Genomic DNA, 21,219 nt, shown 5'->3' on the forward strand with positions numbered 1-21,219 from the left:
GGTTGCCACGCCCATGGCCTAGACTGACCCTCCATCGCCGCATCCGTTCGTCTTGAAGGCTCCCCGCATGTCCGATCCCCTGTACCAGGTCGACGTCAGCGTCGTCACCCGCTTCCTCCCGGAACAGTCGCAACCCGAAGCGAACCGCTTCGCCTTTGCCTATACCATCACCGTGAGCAACAACGGCAGCGTCGCCGCCAAGCTGATGTCCCGTCACTGGCTGATCACCGACGGCAATGGCAAGGTCGAAGAAGTCCGCGGCGACGGCGTCGTCGGTGAACAACCACTGATTGCACCGGGTCAAAGCCATACCTACAGCAGCGGCGCAGTGATCGCCACCAAGGTTGGCACCATGCAAGGCAGTTACCAGATGTTTGCCCAGGACGGTAAGCGCTTCGACGCCGTGATCGCGCCGTTCCGCCTCGCCATGCCCGGGGCCCTGCACTGATGGCAACCTATGCCGTCGGCGACCTCCAGGGCTGCCTCGAACCGCTCAAGTGCCTGCTTGAGCGGGTCAGGTTCGATCCGGCCGTCGACCGCCTGTGGCTGGTCGGAGACCTGGTCAACCGCGGGCCGCAGTCTCTAGAAACCCTGCGTTACCTCTACGCCATGCGCGACTCGCTGGTCTGCGTGCTGGGCAACCACGACCTGCACCTGCTGGCGGTCTGGCACAACATCGAGCGCCTGAAGAAAAGCGACACCCTGCGCGAGATCGTCGAGGCGCCGGACGCGGCGGACCTGCTCGACTGGCTGCGGCGGCAGAAGCTGCTGCATTTCGACGAGACCCGCGGCACCGTGCTGGTCCACGCCGGCATCCCGCCGCAATGGACCCTGGGCAAGGCCCTGGAGCTGGCGTCGGAGGTCGAGGACGCGCTGCGCGACGATCTGCGCATCAAGCAGTACCTCGACGGCATGTACGGCAATGACCCGGCCAAATGGAACAAGGACCTCACCGGCGTCCCCCGCCTGCGGGTGATCACCAACTATTTCACGCGCATGCGCTTCTGCACCGCCGAGGGCAAGCTCGACCTCAAGGGCAAGGAAGGCGCCGACACCGCGCCGCCCGGCTACAAGCCCTGGTTTGCGCACAAGGAGCGGCGCTCGCGGCACGTGAAGATCATCTTCGGTCACTGGGCCGCCCTCGAAGGACGCTGCAACGCGCCTGGCGTGTTCGCCCTCGACACCGGCTGCGTCTGGGGCGGCGCCATGACCCTGATGAACGTCGACAGCGGCGAGCTGCACCGCTGCGAGTGCAAGGCCAAGGACGACGACCCGTCCCTGCCTTCCCCACCGGCTACAAACGGCTAGAATGGCCCGTCATCGTTGAAGGAAACCGCCCCATGAGCGAATTCAAACGCATCCCTCCGGAACAGGCCCAGGCCCTGCGCGAACAAGGTGCGGTCGTGGTCGATATTCGCGACCCGCAGAGCTATGCAAACGGTCACATCGCCGGCTCCAGCCATCTGGACAACCATTCGGTGGCCGACTTCATCCGCAATGCCGACCTCGACGCCCCTACCGTGGTGGTCTGCTATCACGGCAATTCCAGCCAGAGCGCGGCGGCCTACCTGGTCAGCCAAGGCTTCTCCGACGTGTATAGCCTCGACGGCGGCTTCGAGCTATGGCGCGGCACCTTCCCGGCGGAAACCGCCCAGGGAAACCCCGAATAATTTTTTTCCAGCCCCGCAGCCCGCGTCCCGCGCGGGCTAGCGCCTGACCGGACGAACGGTCATGGCGAACTTATCCGCCCTCCGCCCTTGACCTCCCCGAGAACCAACTATCCTTAAGCCCAGGCCATCCAAAAAAGGGGAGAGCCGGTACACCGGCGTGCGGGTCATCGGTAGCGATTTCGGGTGTTCTGGGGGGTATACAGCAGTCGTTCAACGCGATTGCATGCCAGCATCAGCTGACTGATCCGGCGTCGGCCTCACGTATCGAGCGAGGTGACGTCATGAGTATTTTTAGCCACTTCCAACAACGCTTCGAGTCCACCCGCCAGGAGGAGCTCTCGCTACAGGAGTACCTGGAGCTCTGCAAGAACGACCGCAGCGCCTATGCTTCGGCGGCCGAGCGCCTGCTCATGGCCATCGGCGAGCCGGAACTGGTCGACACCTCCAGCAACTCCAGGCTGTCGCGAATCTTCTCCAACAAGGTGATCCGCCGCTATCCGGCCTTTGCCGACTTCCATGGCATGGAAGAGTGCATCGACCAGATCGTCTCCTACTTCCGCCATGCCGCCCAAGGCCTGGAAGAGAAGAAACAGATCCTCTATCTGCTCGGCCCGGTGGGTGGCGGTAAGTCGTCCCTGGCGGAAAAACTGAAGCAGCTGATGGAAAAAGTGCCCTTCTACGCGATCAAGGGCTCGCCGGTGTTCGAGTCGCCCCTGGGGCTGTTCAACGCCGCCGAAGACGGCGCCATCCTCGAGGAAGACTTCGGCATTCCACGGCGCTACCTGAACACCATCATGTCGCCCTGGGCGACCAAGCGCCTGGCCGAGTTCGGCGGCGACATCAGCCAGTTCAAGGTGGTCAAGCTGTACCCGTCGATCCTCAACCAGATCGCCGTGGCCAAGACCGAACCGGGCGACGAGAACAACCAGGACATCTCGGCCCTCGTCGGCAAGGTGGATATCCGCAAGCTGGAGGAATTCCCGCAGAACGACGCGGACGCCTACAGCTACTCGGGCGCGCTGTGCCGGGCCAACCAGGGCCTGATGGAATTCGTCGAGATGTTCAAGGCGCCGATCAAGGTCCTGCATCCGTTGCTCACCGCCACCCAGGAAGGCAACTACAACAGCACCGAAGGCCTGGGCGCGATCCCCTACTCCGGCATCCTGCTGGCCCACTCCAACGAATCGGAATGGCACAGCTTCCGCAACAACAAGAACAACGAGGCCTTCATCGACCGGATCTACATCGTCAAGGTGCCGTACTGCCTGCGCGTCAGCGACGAGATCAAGATCTACGACAAGCTGCTGTTCAACAGCTCCCTGGCCAAGGCCCATTGCGCACCTGACACCCTGAAGATGCTGGCCCAGTTCACCGTGCTCTCGCGCCTGAAAGAGCCGGAGAACTCCAACATCTACTCGAAGATGCGCGTGTACGACGGCGAGAACCTCAAGGACACCGATCCGAAGGCCAAGTCGATCCAGGAATACCGCGACTCCGCCGGCGTCGACGAGGGCATGAACGGCCTGTCGACCCGCTTCGCCTTCAAGATCCTGTCCAAGGTCTTCAACTTCGACCCGCATGAAGTGGCGGCCAACCCGGTCCACCTGCTCTATGTGCTGGAACAGCAGATCGAGCAGGAACAGTTCCCGGCCGAGGTGCGCGAGCGCTACCTGCGCTACCTGAAGGAATACCTGGCACCACGCTATATCGAGTTCATCGGCAAGGAAATCCAGACTGCCTACCTCGAGTCCTACAGCGAATACGGCCAGAATATCTTCGACCGCTACGTGCTGTACGCCGACTTCTGGATCCAGGACCAGGAATACCGCGACCCGGAAACCGGCGAGATCCTCAACCGCATCGCCCTCAACGAAGAACTGGAAAAGATCGAGAAACCGGCCGGCATCAGCAATCCGAAGGATTTCCGCAACGAGATCGTCAACTTCGTCCTGCGCGCCCGGGCCAACAACAACGGCAAGAACCCCACCTGGCTCAGCTACGAGAAGCTGCGGGTGGTCATCGAGAAGAAAATGTTCTCCAACACCGAGGACCTGCTGCCGGTCATCAGCTTCAACGCCAAGGCCAGCAAGGAAGATCAACAGAAGCACAACGACTTCGTTACGCGCATGGTGGAACGCGGCTACACCGACAAACAGGTTCGCCTGCTTTCGGAATGGTACCTGCGGGTCAGAAAGTCCCAGTAGCAGCTGCAAGCTGTAAGCCACAAGCCGTAAGCCATCCGCGGTGTGTACAGACACACCGCACGGCCAACGGCTGTGGCGAATGCTCTTTCTTGCAGCTTGTAGCTTGAAGCTTGCAGCTGTTTCCCAGCTACCGGAGGGCCCATGAGCTACGTCATCGACCGACGCCTGAACGGCAAGAACAAGAGCACGGTCAACCGCCAGCGCTTCCTGCGGCGTTACCGTGACCACATCAAGAAAGCCGTCGAGGAAGCCGTGAGTCGTCGCTCCATCACCGACATGGAGCACGGCGAACAGATCAGCATCCCCGGCCGCGATATCGACGAACCCGTGCTGCACCATGGCCGTGGCGGCAAGCAGACCGTCGTCCACCCGGGCAACAAGGAATTCACCGCCGGCGAACATATCGCCCGGCCGCAAGGCGGCAGCGGGGGCGGCGCAGGCCGCGGCAAGGCGGGCAACTCCGGCGAAGGCATGGACGAGTTCGTCTTCCAGATCACCCAGGAAGAATTCCTCGAGTTCATGTTCGAGGACCTCGAACTGCCCAACCTGGTCAAGCGCCACCTGACCGGCACCGACACCTTCAAGACCGTCCGCGCGGGTATCAGCAACGAGGGCAACCCGTCCCGGATCAACATCATCCGCACCCTGCGCTCGGCCCATGCGCGGCGTATCGCCCTGTCCGGCAGCAGCCGCGCCAAACTGCGCGAGGCAAAAGAGGAACTGGCGCGGCTGAAACGGGAAGAACCGGACAACTTCGGCGATATCCAGGAAATCGAGGCGGAAATCGAGCGCCTGAGCGCACGCATTCACCGCATCCCGTTCCTCGATACCTTCGACCTCAAGTACAACCTGCTGGTCAAGCATCCCAATCCCAGCTCCAAGGCGGTGATGTTCTGCCTGATGGACGTCTCCGGCTCCATGACCCAGGCTACCAAGGACATCGCCAAGCGCTTCTTCATCCTCCTGTACCTGTTCCTCAAGCGGAATTACGAACGCATCGAAGTGGTCTTCATCCGCCACCACACCAGCGCCCGCGAAGTGGACGAGGAAGAGTTCTTCTACTCCCGGGAAACCGGCGGCACCATCGTCTCCAGCGCCCTGAAACTGATGCAGGAGGTCATGGCCGAGCGCTATCCCGCCAACGAGTGGAACATCTATGCCGCCCAGGCCTCGGACGGCGACAACTGGAACGACGACTCGCCGATCTGCCGCGAGATCCTCAGCAAGCAGATCATGCCGTTCGTCCAGTACTACACTTACGTCGAGATCACCCCCCGCGAACATCAGGCATTGTGGTTCGAATACGAACGCATCGGCGAAGCCTTCCCCGATACGTTCGCCCAGCAGCAGCTGGTGTCGGCCGGCGATATCTACCCGGTCTTCCGTGAACTCTTCCAGCGCAGGTTAGTGACATGACCGCCAGAGAGCAGAAACGCCAACCCCTTTCCACCGGGTCCGAGTGGACGTTCGAGCTCATCCAGGCCTATGACCGCGAGATCAGCCGCCTGGCCGAGCGCTACGCCCTGGATACCTATCCCAACCAGATCGAAGTGATCACCGCCGAGCAGATGATGGACGCCTACGCCTCGGTGGGCATGCCGCTGGGCTATCACCACTGGTCCTACGGCAAGCACTTCCTCAGCACCGAAAAGTCCTACAGCCGCGGTCAGATGGGCCTGGCCTACGAGATCGTGATCAACTCCGATCCGTGCATCGCCTACCTGATGGAAGAGAACACCATCTGCATGCAGGCGCTGGTGGTGGCTCACGCCTGCTATGGGCACAACAGCTTCTTCAAGGGCAACTACCTGTTCCGCACCTGGACCGATGCCAGCTCGATCATCGATTACCTGGTGTTCGCCAAGCAGTACATCACCCAGTGCGAGGAACGCCACGGCATCGACGCCGTGGAGGACCTGCTCGACTCCTGCCATGCCCTGATGAACTACGGTGTCGATCGCTACAAACGGCCCTACCCCATCTCCGCCGAGGAAGAGCGCCGGCGGCAGAAGGACCGGGAAGAGCACCTGCAGAAGCAGATCAACGATCTGTGGCGAACCATCCCGAAAAGTGCGGACAAGGCCAGCGAAAAGGACACCGCGCGCTTCCCTGCCGAGCCACAGGAAAACATCCTCTACTTCATCGAGAAGCATGCCCCGCTGCTGGAACCCTGGCAGCGCGAGATCGTGCGCATCGTGCGCAAGATCGCCCAGTACTTCTATCCACAGCGCCAGACCCAGGTGATGAACGAAGGCTGGGCCACCTTCTGGCACTACACCCTGATGAACGACCTGTACGACGAAGGCCTGGTCACCGACGGTTTCATCCTGGAGTTTCTCCAGTCCCACACCAGCGTGGTGTTCCAGCCGGGCTTCGACAGCCCTTACTACAGCGGCATCAACCCCTATGCCCTGGGGTTCGCCATGTACACCGACATCCGCCGCATGTGCGAGCACCCCACGGAGGAAGATCGCCGCTGGTTCCCGGAAATCGCCGGCAGCGACTGGCTGTCCGCCGTGAAGTTCGCCATGAGCAGCTTCAAGGATGAGAGCTTCATCCTGCAGTACCTGTCACCCAAGGTGATCCGCGACCTGAAGCTGTTCAGCATCATGGACGATGACCAGCGCGACGACCTGCTGGTCCCGGCCATCCACGACGAAAGCGGCTACCGGGTGATCCGCGAAACCCTCGCGGCGCAGTACAACCTCGGCAACCGCGAGCCCAACGTACAGATCTGGAGCATCGACCGGCGCGGCGACCGCTCCCTCACCCTTCGCCACCAGCAGCATGACCGCAAGCCGCTGGGCGACTCCACCGAGGAAGTGCTCAAGCACCTGCACCGCCTGTGGGGCTTCGATATCCATCTGGAAACCCTGCAGGGCGACCAGATCATGAAGACCCACCACGTCCCCCCAAAGGGTGAACACGGCGACGGCGATCATGGCCGTCTCGACCTCGCCGTGGTGCACCTGTAACACCGACCGCCTCCGGGATGTCACACGGGTTATCCTGTGGGGCATCTACGGAGGTTTTTAATGCAGATCTACAAAGTCGGCGGCGCCGTGCGCGACCGCCTGCTCGGCCGGCCGGTCACCGACCACGACTGGGTGGTGGTCGGCGCCAGTGCCGAACAGATGCTGGCCCTGGGGTATCGCCCGGTAGGCACGGATTTCCCGGTATTCCTGCACCCGGACAGCGGCGAGGAGTACGCCCTGGCCCGCACCGAACGCAAAAGCGGCGTCGGCTACGGCGGCTTCACCTTCCACGCCAGCCCCGAGGTCACCCTCGAAGAGGACCTGATCCGCCGGGACCTGACCATCAATGCCATGGCCGAGGACGATCATGGCAATCTGACCGATCCTTATCATGGCAAACAGGACCTGGATAACCGCCTGTTGCGCCACGTTTCCCCGGCATTCGCCGAAGATCCCCTGCGCGTGCTGCGGGTCGCCCGCTTTGCCGCGCGCTTTGCCGGGTTGGGCTTCAGCGTCGCCCCTGAAACCCTCGAACTGATGCGCCAGCTCAGCGATTCAGGCGAACTTCAGGCCCTGACGCCGGAGCGTAGCTGGAAGGAAATTTCCCGGGCGCTGATGGAAGATCACCCGCAGGTGTTCATCCAGGTCCTGCGCGATTGTGGCGCGCTGCAACAGCTGATGCCGGAAGTGGGCGCCCTGTTCGGGGTTCCGCAGCCACCGGCCCATCATCCGGAAATCGATACCGGCGCCCATACGCTGGCCGTCCTGGAACAGTCGGCGAAGCATGCGCAGCCGCTGACGGTGCGCTGGGCCTGCCTGCTGCATGACCTGGGCAAGGGCACCACACCTGAAGCCGAGTGGCCACGGCACATCGCCCATGAGCATCGCGGGCTGAAGCTGATCGACAAGGTCAACAAACGCTTCAAGGTCCCGCGTGAATGCCAGGAGCTGGCGTTGCTGGTGGGCGAATACCACACCCATGGACACCGGGCGCTGGAATTGAAGCCCTCGACCCTGCTGGAGCTGCTGCAACGCTTCGACGTGTACCGACGGCCGCAGCGCTTCGAGGAATTCATCGTGGCCTGCGAGATGGATGCCCGGGGGCGGCTGGGGCTGGAAGATCGCCAGTATCCGCAGGCGGATTACCTGCGCGGCGCGGCGGAGGCGGCGAGGAAGGTGGCGGTGCAGCCGCTGGTTGAACAGGGCTACACCGGACAGGCATTGGGCGAGGCGCTGAAAAAGGCTCGCCTGAATGCGCTGAAGGCCTACAAGGAAAGCGCTGCAGGCTGACTTGTGCTGGCCTTGACGGCCTCATCGCTGGCAAGCCAGCTCCCACAGGGTCCGCGGCGCCTGCGATGAGGCCTCAGGTATTGGAATTTGTCAGTTGCCGCTCATGCCAGAGAAAAGGCACTGCAGCCAGAACCTGATCGATCTGCGCCTCATCCCACAGCTGCGCCATGCGCTTGCCCACACCAGGATGCAGCAACTGCGGCGCGATCAACGACAGCGGCCAGAGCACGAAGGCATTCTTGAGGATTTCGGCGCGAGGCAGGACCAGCCCGTCGAAGTTGCCATGCAGGTCGCCGTACATCAGCACGTCGATATCCAGCGGCAACCCCTTGCGCTCCGGGGCATAGCGGCCGTTGTCGGCCTCGATGAACTTCAGTCGGCGATCCAGTTCGATCAGCGGCAGGTCGGTCAGGCCGGTAACCACCAGATTGAAGAACGGACCGCTCTTGATCCCCACCGCCTGGCTCTCGAAGACCGGCGAGCACTCCATCTGCTGGAGGAAGCCGGCCAGCGCATCGAGGCCGGCAGTCAGGTGCCGCTCACGCTCGACATTGCTGCCAAGGCCCAGGTAAACCCGTGTCAGAGGCATCCGCGCTCGATCTCCACGCCGACGCCACCGGTAGCCGCAGGCACCGCGCCAGGCTTGGTCAGCTTCAGGCTCAGCCAGGGAATATTGAATTCCTCCATCAGCACCTGCGCCAGGCGTTCGGCGAAGGTTTCCACCAACTGGAACTGCGCCTGCTCGGCAAAGGCCTGGATGCGCGCAGATACGCTGGCATAGTCCAGCGCCAGGGTCAGGTCGTCACCCGCCGCTGCCGGGCGATTGTCCCAGGCAAACCGCAGGTCCAGACGCAGGCACTGGCGAATGCCACGCTCCCAGTCGTAGGCGCCGATCACGGTGTCGACTTCCAGCCCTTCGATGAACACTCTGTCCAAGCACTTCTCTCCACAGCACGACAAGGGCGCCTTGCGCCGTTAGAATCAGGGGCGTCCTTGCCCGGAATAGTTAGCATGTTTTGGTTACTGGCGATGTTCGCCTACCTGCTCGGCTCTCTGTCCTTCGCCATCGTCCTCAGCCGCCTGAACGGCAGCCCCGACCCGCGCATGAGCGGCTCGGGCAATGCCGGCGCCACCAATATGCTGCGCCTGGCGGGGCGGAAACTGGCGATCCTGACCCTGCTCGGCGACCTGTGCAAGGGCCTGATGCCGGTACTGCTCGCCCAACTGGCTGGTCTGGACCAGCAACAACAGGCCTGGATCGGCCTGTGCGCGGTACTCGGCCATCTGTTTCCGCTGTACTTCCGCTTCCGCGGCGGCAAGGGCGTCGCCACTGCCGCCGGCGTGCTGCTCGGCCTGTATCCGCCGGCCGCTCTGCTCGCCGTCATCAGTTGGCTGCTGACCTTCTACCTCACCCGCACCAGCTCGCTGGCGGCACTGATCGCCACGCCCCTGACCCTGCCATTGCTGGCCTGGCGCGAGCCGGAAGCCCTGGTGCCGATGGCCCTGCTGACCCTGCTCATCGTCTGGCGTCACCGCGGCAACCTGCGCGATCTGTTCGCCGGACGCGAGCGACATTTCTAGATCGCCTGCAAGGTTTCCATCGGCCAGCGTGCCTGCACGCTGATCGCCAGGGTTTCCTGCTGGCCGGCGGCAAGCCGCTGGCAACCGGCGTAGGCGATCATCGCGCCGTTGTCGGTGCAGAATTGCGGACGGGCGTAGAAGACATTGCCCTTGAGCCCGGCGGTCATTTCCTCCAGCGAAACCCGTAACGCCTTGTTCGCACTCACGCCACCGGCGATCACCAGACGGTTCAGACCGGTCTGCTTGAGGGCACGGCGGCACTTGATGGTGAGAGTCTCCACGACTGCCTGCTGGAAGGCCAGCGAGATGTCGCAACGAGTCTGTTCGCCGTCGTCCCCAGCCCTTTGGCACTGCTGCCAGGTGTTCAGGGCGAAGGTTTTCAGGCCGCTGAAGCTGAAATCCAGGCCCGGGCGATCGGTCATCGGCCGCGGGAAGACGAAGCGGCCCGGCACACCCTGGGTGGCCAGGCGGGCAATTTCCGGACCGCCGGGGTAATTCAGGCCGATCAGCTTGGCGGTCTTGTCGAAGGCTTCGCCGGCGGCGTCGTCCAGCGACTCGCCGAGCAGCTCGTAGCGCCCGATGCCATCGACGCGAACCAGTTGCGTGTGACCACCGGAAACCAGCAAGGCGACGAACGGAAACTCCGGTGGCTGCTCCTCGAGCATTGGCGCCAGCAGGTGACCTTCCATATGATGCACGCCCAGCGCCGGGATGCCCCAGGCAAAGGCCAGGGCCTGGGCGCAGGACGCCCCGACCAGCAGCGCCCCGACCAGGCCGGGACCGGCGGTGTAGGCGATGGCATCGATATCGGTGGCGACGCAGTCGGCCTCGGTCAGGACCTGGCGGATCAGCGGCAGCATGCGCTTGACGTGATCGCGGGAGGCGAGCTCCGGCACCACGCCGCCGTAGACGCGGTGCAGGTCGATCTGGCTGAACAGCGCGTCGGCCAGCAGGCCGCGCTCGCTGTCGTAGAGGGCGACGCCGGTTTCATCGCAGGATGTTTCCAATCCCAGTACTAGCATGGGTTCTTGCCTTGTTGAGGCTGAATTCGAAGGCGCGCATGATAGTCCTCGCTCCCCATGCCGACCAGCGGTTTTCGATCAGAGGCTTTGCATTCCGGCTGGGTAAGGGTTAACATCCGCAACCCTTAAAAACCGACGTACTCCAGTGCACATTTTCTGCCACGAGTTCGTTGACCCCGGTAATGAATGAAGGTAGCTCTGGATGCCAGCCGTCAAAGTTAAAGAGAACGAACCCTTCGACGTAGCTCTGCGTCGTTTCAAGCGCTCCTGCGAAAAAGCCGGTGTACTGGCTGAAGTTCGTAGCCGCGAATTTTACGAGAAGCCGACTTCCGAGCGTAAGCGCAAAGCAGCTGCTGCTGTTAAGCGTCACGCCAAGAAAGTTCAGCGCGAACAGCGCCGCGCCGTTCGTCTGTACTAATACAGACGTTCGTCGCAAGCTTCTGCCTCGCCCGGCCCAAAGCCGGGCTGCCGGCAGTTGATTGAGCTGTTCACTCCAGCCACGACACCTGTCGTATCGCCGGAGACGCCCAGACTGGTTCCCAGCCCGGGCAGCCTGCCCCAATCGTCAGAACTGGCTTTATCGCCAGCCGTGCACGTCACACTGACGGGCCCTCACGGGTTATCGACGAGCACATCTTCTTTTCCGTTTTCTTGCGTCTGCCATTCGACCTGGTTTCGAATGCACCGTCGTTCCCGCAGCATTAGCGATAGACTTGATTATCGCCTGATGACGAGAGAGCCATGGCCGGGCTGATTCCCCAGAGTTTCATTGACGACCTTCTCAACCGCACCGACATCGTCGACGTGGTGAGTTCGCGCGTGCAACTGAAAAAGGCCGGCAAGAACCTCACCGCCTGCTGCCCGTTCCACAAGGAAAAGACCCCGTCGTTCAGCGTCAGCCCGGACAAGCAGTTCTACTACTGCTTCGGTTGCGGCGCTGGCGGCAACGCCCTCGGCTTCATCATGGACCACGACAACCTGGACTTTCCCCAGGCGGTCGAGGAACTGGCGAAAGCCGCCGGCATGGAAATCCCCCGGGAAGAAAGCGGGCGCGGACACAAGCCACGCCAGCCGGTGGATTCACCGCTCTACCCGCTGCTCACCGCCGCTGCCGAGTTCTATCGCCAGGCCCTGAAGAGCCACCCGACCCGCAAGGCTGCGGTGGAATATCTCAAGGGCCGCGGCCTGTCCGGCGAGATCGCCCGCGACTTCGGCCTCGGCTTCGCCCCGCCGGGCTGGGACAACCTGTTCAAGCACCTGAGCAGCGACAACCTGCAGCAGAAAGCCATGATCGACGCCGGCCTGCTGATCGAGAACGCCGAGAGCGGCAAACGCTACGACCGCTTCCGCGACCGGGTGATGTTCCCGATCCGCGACAGCCGCGGCCGGGTCATCGCCTTTGGTGGGCGGGTACTGGGCGACGACAAGCCCAAGTACCTCAACTCCCCGGAAACCCCGGTGTTCCACAAGGGCCAGGAGCTGTACGGGCTGTACGAGGCGCGCAAGTTCAACCGCAACCTCGACGAAATCATCGTCGTCGAAGGCTACATGGACGTCATCGCCCTGGCCCAGCAAGGCCTGCGCAACGCGGTGGCGACCCTGGGCACGGCGACCAGCGAGGAGCACCTCAAGCGCCTGTTCCGCGTAGTGCCCAGCGTGCTGTTCTGCTTCGACGGCGACCAGGCCGGCCGCAACGCCGCCTGGCGCGCGTTGGAAGCCACGCTGTCGAGCCTGCAGGACGGGCGCAAGGCGCGCTTCCTGTTCCTGCCCGAAGGTGAAGACCCGGACACCCTGGTCCGCGCCGAAGGCACCGACGCCTTCCGCGCCCGGATCAACCAGCATGCGCAGCCGCTGGCCGATTATTTCTTCCAGCAGCTGACCGAGGAAGCCGACCCGCGCTCGCTCGAGGGCAAGGCCCATATGGCCACCCTTGCCGCGCCGCTGATCGACAAGGTACCGGGCGCCAATTTGCGTGCGCTGATGCGCAATCGTCTGAAGGAAATCACCGGCCTGGACAACCAGCAGGTCGAGCAGCTTGCGCAGAGCGCGCCGCGGGAAACCCCGCCGCCGGCCTATGACCCGGGCATCGACTACGATGCTATCCCCGACTACAGCCCGGACTACAGCGACTTCCACCACGCCGAGCATTTCCAGGCGCAGCCACAACAACAGTGGACACCCAACCAGGGCGGCGGGCAGAAGAAGAAATGGGACGGCAAGCCGTGGGACAAGAAGGGCGGGAAGGGCAAGCCCTGGGACCGCAACGGCCAGCAACAGAATCATCCGCCGCGCACGCCGACCTCGGTCGAGCCGCCGACGCTCAGCGCCCTGCGCACCCTGCTCCACCACCCGGCGCTGGCGCGCAAGGTCGAGGACGCCAGCCACATTGCCGACGAAGAACACGTCTACGCGCAGTTGCTGGTGGCACTGCTGGAAGCGCTGCAAAAGAATCCTGAGCTACGCTCACTACAGCTGATCGCGCGCTGGCACGGCACCGAACAAGGGCGCCTGCTGCGGGCACTGGCGGAAAAGGAATGGTTGATCGATGCCGACAACCTTGAACAACAGTTTTTCGACACTATAACTAGCTTGTCCGCTCGCCAACGCGAGCGCAGCCTGGAACATCTGCTCCGGAAAGCACGTCAAAGCGAATTGAGCGCAGAGGAAAAAAATCAGCTGCGCGACCTCCTGAGTCGCAATGTTCCCGCACAAACCCCGACCTCAACTGGCGCGTGAGGTCCATGCTCGGGTATAATCCTCGGCTTGTTTTTTGCCCGCCAAGACCTTCAGTGGATAGGGTGTTATGTCCGGAAAAGCGCAACAGCAGTCTCGCATCAAAGAGTTGATCACCCGCGGTCGTGAGCAGGGCTACCTGACTTACGCGGAGGTCAACGACCACCTGCCGGAGGATATTTCAGATCCGGAACAGGTGGAAGACATCATCCGCATGATCAACGACATGGGGATCAACGTATTCGAGAGTGCTCCGGATGCGGATGCCCTTTTGTTGGCCGAAGCCGACACCGACGAAGCCGCGGCCGAAGAAGCCGCTGCTGCGCTGGCGGCTGTGGAAACCGACATCGGTCGCACCACCGACCCGGTGCGCATGTACATGCGCGAAATGGGTACCGTCGAACTCCTGACCCGTGAAGGCGAAATCGAAATCGCCAAGCGGATCGAGGAAGGTATCCGTGAAGTGATGAGCGCTATCGCCCACTTCCCCGGCACCGTCGAATACATCCTCGGCGAATACGATCGCGTCACCGCGGAAGGCGGCCGTCTGTCGGACGTCCTCAGCGGCTATATCGATCCTGACGACAGCATCGCGGCGCCGTCCGAGATGCCACCTCCCGTCGACAAGGCCGCTGCGGCCGAAGAGAGCGACGACGAGGACGAGGAAAAGGACGAGAACAGCGACGAAGAGGAAGAGACCGAGAGCGGTCCCGATCCTGAAGTCGCCCGCCAGCGTTTCGGCGCCGTTGCCGAGCAGCTGGAAGCCACCGTCAAGATCCTCAAGAAGCATGGTCGCGGCAGCAAGCAAGGCGTTGCCGAGCTGCTGGCCCTGGCCGAGCTGTTCATGCCGATCAAGCTGGTACCGAAGCAATTCGAAGTGCTGGTCGAGCGCGTTCGTGGTGCCCTGGACCGCCTGCGTGCCCAGGAACGCGCGATCATGCAGCTGTGCGTCCGTGACGCCCGCATGCCGCGTGCCGACTTCCTGCGTCTGTTCCCGAGCAACGAAGTCGACATGACCTGGAGCGGCGACCTCTCCAAGCGCAGCACCAAATGGGCCGAAGCCCTGGGCCGCCTGGACGCCGACATCGTGCGTTGCCAGCAGAAGCTGGTCGACCTCGAGGCCGAGACCGGCCTGACCATCGCCGAGATCAAGGACATCAACCGTCGCATGTCGATCGGTGAAGCCAAGGCTCGTCGTGCCAAGAAGGAAATGGTCGAGGCCAACCTGCGTCTGGTGATCTCGATCGCCAAGAAGTACACCAACCGCGGCCTGCAATTCCTCGACCTGATCCAGGAAGGCAACATCGGCCTGATGAAGGCGGTGGACAAGTTCGAATACCGTCGCGGCTACAAGTTCTCGACCTACGCCACCTGGTGGATTCGCCAGGCGATCACCCGTTCGATCGCCGACCAGGCACGCACCATCCGTATCCCGGTGCACATGATCGAGACGATCAACAAGCTCAACCGTATTTCCCGGCAGATGCTCCAGGAAATGGGTCGCGAACCGACCCCGGAAGAGCTGGGTGAGCGCATGGAAATGCCTGAGGACAAGATCCGCAAGGTACTGAAGATCGCCAAAGAACCGATCTCCATGGAAACCCCGATCGGTGACGATGAAGACTCGCATCTGGGCGACTTCATCGAGGACTCGACCATGCAGTCGCCAATCGATGTGGCCACTGTCGAAAGCCTCAAGGAAGCCACCCGTGACGTGCTCTCGGGCCTGACCGCACGCGAAGCCAAGGTGCTGCGCATGCGTTTCGGTATCGACATGAACACCGATCACACCCTCGAAGAAGTCGGCAAGCAGTTCGACGTGACCCGCGAGCGGATCCGTCAGATCGAAGCCAAGGCGCTGCGCAAGCTGCGTCACCCGACGCGAAGCGAGCATCTGCGCTCCTTCCTCGACGAGTAACAAGACGAACCCCGGCCACCGCCGGGGTTTTTCTTTTGGGCGACGAACAGCGGTCCGTCGTCCGCGTACTGAAGGCAAAATGCCCGTCTACACTCGAATCTATCCATTCGTTCGACGAGGCCGCTATGCCGAGATTGCCGGCCCTTCTGCTGTCGCTCCTGGCCCTCTGGAGCACTGCGGCCGGCGCCTTGACCCTGACCGATGAAGAGCAGGCCTGGCTCGATGCCCATCCCAGCCTGCGCCTCGGCATTGACGCTTCGTGGCTACCCTTCGAATACCGGGACCAGGAAGGCCGCTACCAGGGACTGGCCGCCGACTACATCGCCGTGATCCGCGAGCGCCTGGGGATCAACTTCACCCTGGGCGCGCCGGCGAACTGGACTCAGGTCCTCGAACAGTCCCGCAACGGACAGATCGACCTGATGCCCGGGATCATGTCGACGCCCGAACGCCAGGATTACCTGTCGTTCACCCGCCCCTACCTGGATTTCCCCATCGTCATCCTTGCCCACGAAGGCGGGCCGCACCCCAACGCACTCAAGGACCTGTACGGCCTGAAGATCGCCGTGGTGGAAAACTACGCACCCCATGAACTGCTGCGCGCCCACTACCCGGATCTCAATCTGGTGGCCATGCCCAATGTCAGTTCAGCCTTGCAAGCGCTGGCCACCGATGAGGTCGATGCGGTGGTCGGCGACCTTGCCTCCAGCGTCTGGGCCCTGCGCGAACTCAAGCTGGAAGGCCTCTACGTCAGCGGCGAAACGCCTTATCGCTATCAACTGGCCATGGGCACGCCGCGGGAGAACAAGATCCTGGTCGGCATCCTCGACAAGGTGCTGGCAGACATGACGCCCGAAGAAGTTGCCGGCATCCAGGAGCGCTGGGTCGGCAAAGTGCTCGAGCAACGTCCGCTGTGGCGTGACCTGCTGCTCTACGGTCTGCCGGGAGTGCTGTTCCTGGTCGCGATCCTGGCGGCGGTGATTCGCGTCAATCGCCGCCTCAGCTCGGAAATTTCCCGACGCATCGCCCTCGAGCAGGAACTGCGCAGCAGCGAGTACCACTATCGCGGGCTGGTCGAGAGCCTGTCGGCGATTGCCTGGGAAGCCGATGCCAACGACTTCACCTACAACTACGTCTCGCCCCACGCCGAGGACCTGCTCGGCTATCCGCTGAGCGACTGGCTCACCCCCGGCTTCTGGCGCTCGATCCTGCACCCCGAGGACGCGCTGTGGGCCCAGGCCTACTGCGACGCAGAAAGCGCCGCCGGCCGCGATCACAGCCTGGATTACCGGGTGATCCGTGCAGACGGCCGGACCCTGTGGATCCGCGACATCGTCAGTCTTATCGAACATGGCCACAAACCGGTGATGCGCGGCCTGATGATCGATATCAGCGAAGCCAAGCACACCGAGCAGGCCCTGCGCCTGTCGGAACAGAAGTTCGCCTCGGTGTTCCATCAATGCCCGGACATCCTGGTGATCGCCCGCCTCAGCGACGGCTGCCTGCTGGAAATCAACGAAACCTTCGAGGAGCAGATCGGCCTCACCCCTGCCCAGGTCGTCGGCCGCACCGCTACCGAACTGAATATCTGGGGCGTCGAGGGCATCGGCCCGAGCCTGCTGCAGCGCCTGCAACGGGGTAGCGTGCGCAATCTGGAAATGACCTTCCGGCGCAGCAATGGCCAGTTGTTCACCGGACTGATCTCGGCGGAATCCTTCGACCTGGAGAGCACGCCGGCGCTGGTGGTGGCGGTACGCGATATCAGCCAGCTCAAGGAAACCCAGGAACAGTTGCAGATTTCCGAAGAGAAATTCGCCAAGGCCTTCCACGCCTCTCCAGACGGCATGTTGCTGTCGCGGCAGAGCGACGGCATGCTGCTGGAGGTGAATGAAGGCTTCTGCCGCCTGACCGGGTTCGACATGCAGACATCCCTCGACCGCACGGCTATCGACCTGGGCATCTGGGTCGACCTCAACGAACGCCGGGAAATGCTCGAGCTGCTGAAAAAGGACGGTTTCGTGCGTGACTACAGCTGCAACCTGCGCCGTTCCGATGGCGAGGTCCGGCTCTGCGAACTGTCGTCCCGCCCCCTGCCTATCGGCGGCACCGATTGCATGCTGACCATCGCCCGCGACATCACCGACCGCCACCAGATGCAGGAAAAGCTGCAACTGGCCGCGACAGTCTTTGAAAACACCGCCGAAGGCGTGCTGATCACCGATACCGACCAGCGCATCAGCGCGGTCAACCGCGCCTTCAGCGAAATCACCGGCTACAGCGAAGGTGAAACCCTCGGTCGCACACCGCGCCTGCTCGCCTCCGGCCAGCATGACAGCGCGTTCTATGCGGCCATGTGGCACCAGCTCAGCGCAGATGGCCATTGGCAAGGAGAGATTCTCAACCGGCGCAAGAACGGGGAGCTCTACCCTGCCTGGCTGACCATCAGCGCCGTGCGCAATCCCGAGCTGGGCACCACCCATTTCGTCGCGGTGTTCGCCGATATCTCCAGCCTCAAGCACGCCCAGGCCAAGCTCGACTATCAGGCCCACCATGACCCGCTCACCGGCCTGCCCAATCGCACCCTGTTCGAAAACCGCCTGCTGGCCGCGCTGAGTTGCCCACAGGCATCGAGCCGCCAGGGTGCGGTGCTGTTCCTCGACCTGGACCGCTTCAAGCACATCAACGACAGTCTCGGCCATCCGGTCGGCGACCTGCTGCTCAAGGCCATCGCCCACCGCCTGAAGGAACAGGTCCGCGATATAGACACCGTGGCCCGCCTGGGTGGCGACGAATTCATCATCCTCCTGCCCGGCCTGCACCAGGCCAGCGACGCCGAGCATATCGCGCAAAAGGTGCTGGCCTGCTTCAACGCACCGTTCCAGGCGGGCGACCACGAGTTCTTTTCCAGCGCCAGCATCGGTATTAGCCTCTATCCGCAGGACGGCACCGACGTCGCCTCGCTGATCCGCAACGCCGACGCGGCCATGTACCGCTCCAAGGCCAAGGGCCGTAATCGGGTCGAGGCCTACACCCGCGACCTCACGGCCCAGGCCAGCGAACGCATCGCCCTCGAACACGAACTGCGCCGGGCCATCGAGCGCAACGAACTGAGCCTGTACTTCCAGCCCAAGCTGAGCCTCAAGACCCAGCGTCTGGTCGGCGCCGAAGCGCTGATCCGCTGGACCAACCCGACCTTTGGCGACGTCCCGCCCGAGCGCTTCATTCCGCTGGCGGAAGAGAACGGCATGATCCTGCAACTCGGTGACTGGGTGCTGGAGCACGCCTGTCGGCAGATGCAGGCCTGGAAGCGCCAGTACCAGGCCTTCGGCCCGCTCTCGGTCAACCTCGCCGGCGCCCAGTTGCGCCAGCCGGGACTGGTACGGCGCATCGAACAACTGCTCAAGAGCTACCAGCTCAAGGCAGGTGAGTTGCAACTGGAAATTACCGAGAACTTCATCATGAGCCAGGCCGAGGAAGGCCTGGCCATCCTGCATCAGCTCAAGCGTCTGGGTGTGCAACTGGCGATTGACGACTTCGGCACCGGCTACTCGTCCCTGAGTTACCTCAAGCGCCTGCCGCTGGACATCCTCAAGATCGACCAATCCTTCATCCGCGGCCTGCCTGACGACCCCAACGACGCCGCCATCGCCCGCGCCATCATCGCCCTCGGCCGCAGCCTGCAGCTCACGGTGATTGCCGAGGGCGTGGAAACCCAGGCGCAGCAGCAATTCCTCACCCGGGAGGGCTGCGAACAGATCCAGGGCTACATCGTCAGCCTGCCGTTGCCGGCCAACGCCTTCGCCGAGTCGTTCCTGCGCATAGTACTTTCCGATCTTTCGGATGGCACTGCCTGGAATCCCTCGATATAATCCGCGACCACTGGGGCCTATAGCTCAGTTGGTTAGAGCAGAGGACTCATAATCCTTTGGTCCACGGTTCGAGTCCGTGTGGGCCCACCAGATACGACGAAGCCGCGCGAATGCGCGGCTTTTTTATGCGTATAAGAAAAGCCAGACCAATCCTACCGACCAATCAGATGCAGTAGTGTCGGGTGCATGACCTGCTCAATTCAGATGTGATCTAGAAATGAGCAAACTGAAAGCAACGAAGAGCGGCAAGGCCGGTAAACACAAAGATCAAGACATCTTTTCGACCGTGTTCCTGCGTAGTTTGCGTATGAAGGCGACTACCGACCCCAAGCGCTGCGGGAGCCCAATGGCGAGGTCTCAAACCCAATCCTCGTAGACAAGGTTATGCACACGGCCAAATTCGCGCACATTGTTTGTCACAAGGGTGCAGCCGATGGCGATTGCATGCCCCGCAATGGCGGTGTCATTAGGGCCAATAGGCGTCCCTGCGCGAGTCAAGGTCTCCATCACTTGAACGGTCGCATCGACCGCCCGCTGATCCCACGGCAGCACCGCATCCAGCCGCTTTATAAATTCGTCGACCAACATCTTGTGCTTGGGCGAGGCCTTCTTGCCGATCTGCCCATAGCGCATTTCTGCATAGGTGATGGCGGATACAACAATACGGTTTCCCCGTATGACCTCTGCAACCAGACGCTTGATCACCGCTTCCGGATGCTCGCGCATGATGAATGAGCAGATGCAGGTGTCGAGCATGTAGGTGGTCACTGGTTGAACCTGCCTTCATCACCGACCACTGAGACACGCTCTTGCAGAAAGTCCTCGTCAGCTTTCGGCAACTCGGAAAAAGAACCCCAGGATGGCCGGACAGGACGCAGTGTGATTACATCACCTTCGCGTGAAATCTCGAGCTCTCCGACGCCCTCGTAAGCCATGTCGGCAGGCAATCGAACGGCCTGGTTCTTGCCGTTTTTAAAAATAGAGACCGTGCGCATGGGTAGCACCTCCAGCATATGTTAAGCATAGGCAAAATATAGGCTTCTCTATTGATGCATTCAAGCCTCCCTCATCCCATCCTTTTTCTTTACCCTTTTCCCCACTCCGCCCATGTGATCGTACAACTCCATCAGCTATGATGACGGTTATTTTTCAACATGAATGACATAGGCATGACAGAGCAGCAGGTACAGGTGCGAGGCCGGCGCAAGCCGCGTAGCCTGGCCCAGGAACTGGTCGCGGTGCTGACCGAGCGGATTCGCAGCGGGCAATTGAAGCGCGGCGACAAGCTTCCCACCGAGTCGCAGATCATGGCCGAGGAAGGCGTGAGCCGGACGGTGGTACGAGAAGCCATCTCCCGCTTGCAGGCCTCCGGCCAGGTGGAAACCCGCCACGGCATCGGCACGTTCGTGCTCGACCAGCCCGCCGGCGGCAGCTTCCGCATCGACCCGGCCACCATCGTGACCCTGCGCGAGGTGTTGTCCGTGCTGGAGTTGCGTATCGCCCTGGAAGTGGAGTCGGCCGGCCTGGCCGCGCAACGGCGCAGTGACGAGGCCCTCACCGGCATGCGCGCGGCCCTGGACGAGCTGAATGAAGGCGTGTCCCATGCCTCCGATGCCGTGTCCGCGGATTTCCAGTTCCATCTGCAGATCGCCCAGGCCAGCGGCAATCACTACTTCGCCGACATCATCAATCACCTGGGCACCAGCATCATCCCGCGCACGCGGCTGAACTCGGCGCGCCTGGCCCATGATGACCAGCCTCACTACATGAGTCGGCTGAGCCACGAGCATGAGGCGATCTACGAGGCCATCGCCCGCCGCGACAGCGAAGGCGCGAAAATGGCCATGCGCATGCACCTGAGCAATAGCCGCGAGCGGCTGCGCCAGGCCCATGAAGACGCCGAACAGCAACAGAACCAGAGCGCCTGAAAATGAAAAGGCCCCGCAATCGCGGGGCC

The 21,219-nt window shown here is 62.4% G+C and carries 18 protein-coding genes and 1 tRNA gene; 14 read left to right on the forward strand and 5 right to left on the reverse strand.

Annotation, left to right across the window (positions count from 1 at the left end; genetic code table 11):
- Positions 1 to 67 precede the first annotated feature (67 nt).
- The 7 genes from apaG (at position 68) to PSEMO_RS02620 (ending at position 8,139) form a co-directional block, all read left to right on the forward strand.
- The gene (apaG, locus tag PSEMO_RS02590) at positions 68 to 448 is read left to right on the forward strand and encodes a Co2+/Mg2+ efflux protein ApaG (protein ID WP_075801601.1); all 381 of its coding nucleotides are present in this window, start codon (positions 68 to 70) and stop codon (positions 446 to 448) included.
- Complete coding sequence (locus tag PSEMO_RS02595; RefSeq protein ID WP_075801602.1) at positions 448 to 1,308, forward strand: symmetrical bis(5'-nucleosyl)-tetraphosphatase; 861 nt, start codon at positions 448 to 450, stop codon at positions 1,306 to 1,308. Before apaG ends, PSEMO_RS02595 begins: the two co-directional genes overlap by 1 nt.
- A 32-nt stretch (positions 1,309 to 1,340) precedes the next feature.
- Positions 1,341 to 1,670 (forward strand): thiosulfate sulfurtransferase GlpE, encoded by a 330-nt coding sequence (gene glpE / locus PSEMO_RS02600; protein ID WP_075801603.1) that lies wholly within the window; start codon positions 1,341 to 1,343, stop codon positions 1,668 to 1,670.
- A gap of 281 nt (positions 1,671 to 1,951) precedes the next feature.
- On the forward strand, positions 1,952 to 3,874 hold the full coding sequence (locus tag PSEMO_RS02605) for a PrkA family serine protein kinase (RefSeq protein ID WP_075801604.1): 1,923 nt from the start codon (positions 1,952 to 1,954) through the stop codon (positions 3,872 to 3,874).
- 141 nt (positions 3,875 to 4,015) lie between these two features.
- The gene (locus PSEMO_RS02610; RefSeq protein ID WP_075801605.1) at positions 4,016 to 5,290 is read left to right on the forward strand and encodes a YeaH/YhbH family protein; all 1,275 of its coding nucleotides are present in this window, start codon (positions 4,016 to 4,018) and stop codon (positions 5,288 to 5,290) included.
- The gene (locus PSEMO_RS02615; RefSeq protein WP_075801606.1) at positions 5,287 to 6,849 is read left to right on the forward strand and encodes a SpoVR family protein; all 1,563 of its coding nucleotides are present in this window, start codon (positions 5,287 to 5,289) and stop codon (positions 6,847 to 6,849) included. Before PSEMO_RS02610 ends, PSEMO_RS02615 begins: the two co-directional genes overlap by 4 nt.
- A gap of 60 nt (positions 6,850 to 6,909) precedes the next feature.
- The gene (locus tag PSEMO_RS02620) at positions 6,910 to 8,139 is read left to right on the forward strand and encodes a multifunctional CCA addition/repair protein (protein ID WP_075801607.1); all 1,230 of its coding nucleotides are present in this window, start codon (positions 6,910 to 6,912) and stop codon (positions 8,137 to 8,139) included.
- 73 nt (positions 8,140 to 8,212) lie between these two features.
- Here the strand turns inward: PSEMO_RS02620 and folK are convergent, their stop codons facing one another.
- Together folK and folB are read right to left on the reverse strand one after the other, a co-directional pair.
- Complete coding sequence (folK, locus tag PSEMO_RS02625; RefSeq protein WP_075801608.1) at positions 8,213 to 8,728, reverse strand: 2-amino-4-hydroxy-6-hydroxymethyldihydropteridine diphosphokinase; 516 nt, start codon at positions 8,726 to 8,728, stop codon at positions 8,213 to 8,215.
- Positions 8,719 to 9,075 (reverse strand): dihydroneopterin aldolase, encoded by a 357-nt coding sequence (folB, locus tag PSEMO_RS02630; RefSeq protein WP_075801609.1) that lies wholly within the window; start codon positions 9,073 to 9,075, stop codon positions 8,719 to 8,721. The genes folK and folB overlap by 10 nt, the downstream gene beginning before the upstream one ends.
- Positions 9,076 to 9,150: 75 nt before the next feature.
- Here folB and plsY point away from each other — a divergent pair, with 75 nt between their 5' ends.
- Positions 9,151 to 9,720 (forward strand): glycerol-3-phosphate 1-O-acyltransferase PlsY, encoded by a 570-nt coding sequence (gene plsY / locus PSEMO_RS02635; RefSeq protein WP_075801610.1) that lies wholly within the window; start codon positions 9,151 to 9,153, stop codon positions 9,718 to 9,720.
- Here plsY and tsaD read toward each other — a convergent pair.
- Complete coding sequence (gene tsaD / locus PSEMO_RS02640; RefSeq protein WP_075801611.1) at positions 9,717 to 10,742, reverse strand: tRNA (adenosine(37)-N6)-threonylcarbamoyltransferase complex transferase subunit TsaD; 1,026 nt, start codon at positions 10,740 to 10,742, stop codon at positions 9,717 to 9,719. The genes plsY and tsaD overlap by 4 nt on opposite strands.
- Positions 10,743 to 10,944: 202 nt before the next feature.
- On the opposite strand from tsaD, the gene rpsU reads away from it, so the two are divergent.
- The 5 genes from rpsU to PSEMO_RS02665 all read left to right on the forward strand — a co-directional run bounded on the left by rpsU (position 10,945) and on the right by PSEMO_RS02665 (position 19,352).
- Positions 10,945 to 11,160, forward strand: coding sequence for a 30S ribosomal protein S21 (rpsU, locus tag PSEMO_RS02645; RefSeq protein WP_002551877.1), 216 nt, complete (start codon positions 10,945 to 10,947; stop codon positions 11,158 to 11,160).
- A 323-nt stretch (positions 11,161 to 11,483) separates the two neighbouring features.
- Entirely contained in the window at positions 11,484 to 13,478 is a 1,995-nt protein-coding gene (gene dnaG / locus PSEMO_RS02650; protein WP_075801612.1) for a DNA primase, read from the forward strand.
- A 67-nt stretch (positions 13,479 to 13,545) separates the two neighbouring features.
- The gene (gene rpoD, locus PSEMO_RS02655) at positions 13,546 to 15,393 is read left to right on the forward strand and encodes an RNA polymerase sigma factor RpoD (protein WP_075801613.1); all 1,848 of its coding nucleotides are present in this window, start codon (positions 13,546 to 13,548) and stop codon (positions 15,391 to 15,393) included.
- Between the two features lie 125 nt (positions 15,394 to 15,518).
- Positions 15,519 to 19,262: a bifunctional diguanylate cyclase/phosphodiesterase gene (locus PSEMO_RS02660; RefSeq protein WP_075801614.1), complete on the forward strand. Its 3,744-nt coding sequence runs from the start codon at positions 15,519 to 15,521 to the stop codon at positions 19,260 to 19,262.
- Positions 19,263 to 19,275: 13 nt separating this feature from the next.
- A tRNA-Ile gene (locus PSEMO_RS02665) sits at positions 19,276 to 19,352 on the forward strand.
- A 267-nt stretch (positions 19,353 to 19,619) separates the two neighbouring features.
- On the opposite strand, the gene PSEMO_RS02670 is transcribed toward PSEMO_RS02665, so the two are convergent.
- Together PSEMO_RS02670 and vapB are read right to left on the reverse strand one after the other, a co-directional pair.
- The gene (locus PSEMO_RS02670; RefSeq protein WP_075801615.1) at positions 19,620 to 20,030 is read right to left on the reverse strand and encodes a type II toxin-antitoxin system VapC family toxin; all 411 of its coding nucleotides are present in this window, start codon (positions 20,028 to 20,030) and stop codon (positions 19,620 to 19,622) included.
- Positions 20,027 to 20,257: a type II toxin-antitoxin system VapB family antitoxin gene (gene vapB / locus PSEMO_RS02675; protein WP_075801699.1), complete on the reverse strand. Its 231-nt coding sequence runs from the start codon at positions 20,255 to 20,257 to the stop codon at positions 20,027 to 20,029. Before vapB ends, PSEMO_RS02670 begins: the two co-directional genes overlap by 4 nt.
- Positions 20,258 to 20,431: 174 nt before the next feature.
- Between vapB and PSEMO_RS02680 the strand changes: the two genes are divergently transcribed.
- Entirely contained in the window at positions 20,432 to 21,190 is a 759-nt protein-coding gene (locus tag PSEMO_RS02680) for a FadR/GntR family transcriptional regulator (RefSeq protein ID WP_075801616.1), read from the forward strand.
- Positions 21,191 to 21,219: the final 29 nt, after the last annotated feature.

Origin of the sequence: Pseudomonas putida, from assembly GCF_001941965.1 — a bacterium.
Taxonomy (GTDB): domain Bacteria; phylum Pseudomonadota; class Gammaproteobacteria; order Pseudomonadales; family Pseudomonadaceae; genus Aquipseudomonas; species Aquipseudomonas putida_L.

What these genes read in the sequence shown, in the direction of transcription:
- tsaD (WP_075801611.1), bottom strand. Translation starts at nt 10,742, where the DNA reads ATGCTAGTACTGGGATTGGAAACATCCTGCGATGAAACCGGCGTCGCC.
- apaG (WP_075801601.1), top strand. Translation starts at nt 68, where the DNA reads ATGTCCGATCCCCTGTACCAGGTCGACGTCAGCGTCGTCACCCGCTTC.
- PSEMO_RS02620 (WP_075801607.1), top strand. Translation starts at nt 6,910, where the DNA reads ATGCAGATCTACAAAGTCGGCGGCGCCGTGCGCGACCGCCTGCTCGGC.
- PSEMO_RS02610 (WP_075801605.1), top strand. Translation starts at nt 4,016, where the DNA reads ATGAGCTACGTCATCGACCGACGCCTGAACGGCAAGAACAAGAGCACG.
- PSEMO_RS02615 (WP_075801606.1), top strand. Translation starts at nt 5,287, where the DNA reads ATGACCGCCAGAGAGCAGAAACGCCAACCCCTTTCCACCGGGTCCGAG.
- glpE (WP_075801603.1), top strand. Translation starts at nt 1,341, where the DNA reads ATGAGCGAATTCAAACGCATCCCTCCGGAACAGGCCCAGGCCCTGCGC.
- rpsU (WP_002551877.1), top strand. Translation starts at nt 10,945, where the DNA reads ATGCCAGCCGTCAAAGTTAAAGAGAACGAACCCTTCGACGTAGCTCTG.
- rpoD (WP_075801613.1), top strand. Translation starts at nt 13,546, where the DNA reads ATGTCCGGAAAAGCGCAACAGCAGTCTCGCATCAAAGAGTTGATCACC.
- folK (WP_075801608.1), bottom strand. Translation starts at nt 8,728, where the DNA reads ATGCCTCTGACACGGGTTTACCTGGGCCTTGGCAGCAATGTCGAGCGT.
- plsY (WP_075801610.1), top strand. Translation starts at nt 9,151, where the DNA reads ATGTTTTGGTTACTGGCGATGTTCGCCTACCTGCTCGGCTCTCTGTCC.
- PSEMO_RS02680 (WP_075801616.1), top strand. Translation starts at nt 20,432, where the DNA reads ATGACAGAGCAGCAGGTACAGGTGCGAGGCCGGCGCAAGCCGCGTAGC.
- vapB (WP_075801699.1), bottom strand. Translation starts at nt 20,257, where the DNA reads ATGCGCACGGTCTCTATTTTTAAAAACGGCAAGAACCAGGCCGTTCGA.
- PSEMO_RS02605 (WP_075801604.1), top strand. Translation starts at nt 1,952, where the DNA reads ATGAGTATTTTTAGCCACTTCCAACAACGCTTCGAGTCCACCCGCCAG.
- PSEMO_RS02660 (WP_075801614.1), top strand. Translation starts at nt 15,519, where the DNA reads ATGCCGAGATTGCCGGCCCTTCTGCTGTCGCTCCTGGCCCTCTGGAGC.
- PSEMO_RS02595 (WP_075801602.1), top strand. Translation starts at nt 448, where the DNA reads ATGGCAACCTATGCCGTCGGCGACCTCCAGGGCTGCCTCGAACCGCTC.
- dnaG (WP_075801612.1), top strand. Translation starts at nt 11,484, where the DNA reads ATGGCCGGGCTGATTCCCCAGAGTTTCATTGACGACCTTCTCAACCGC.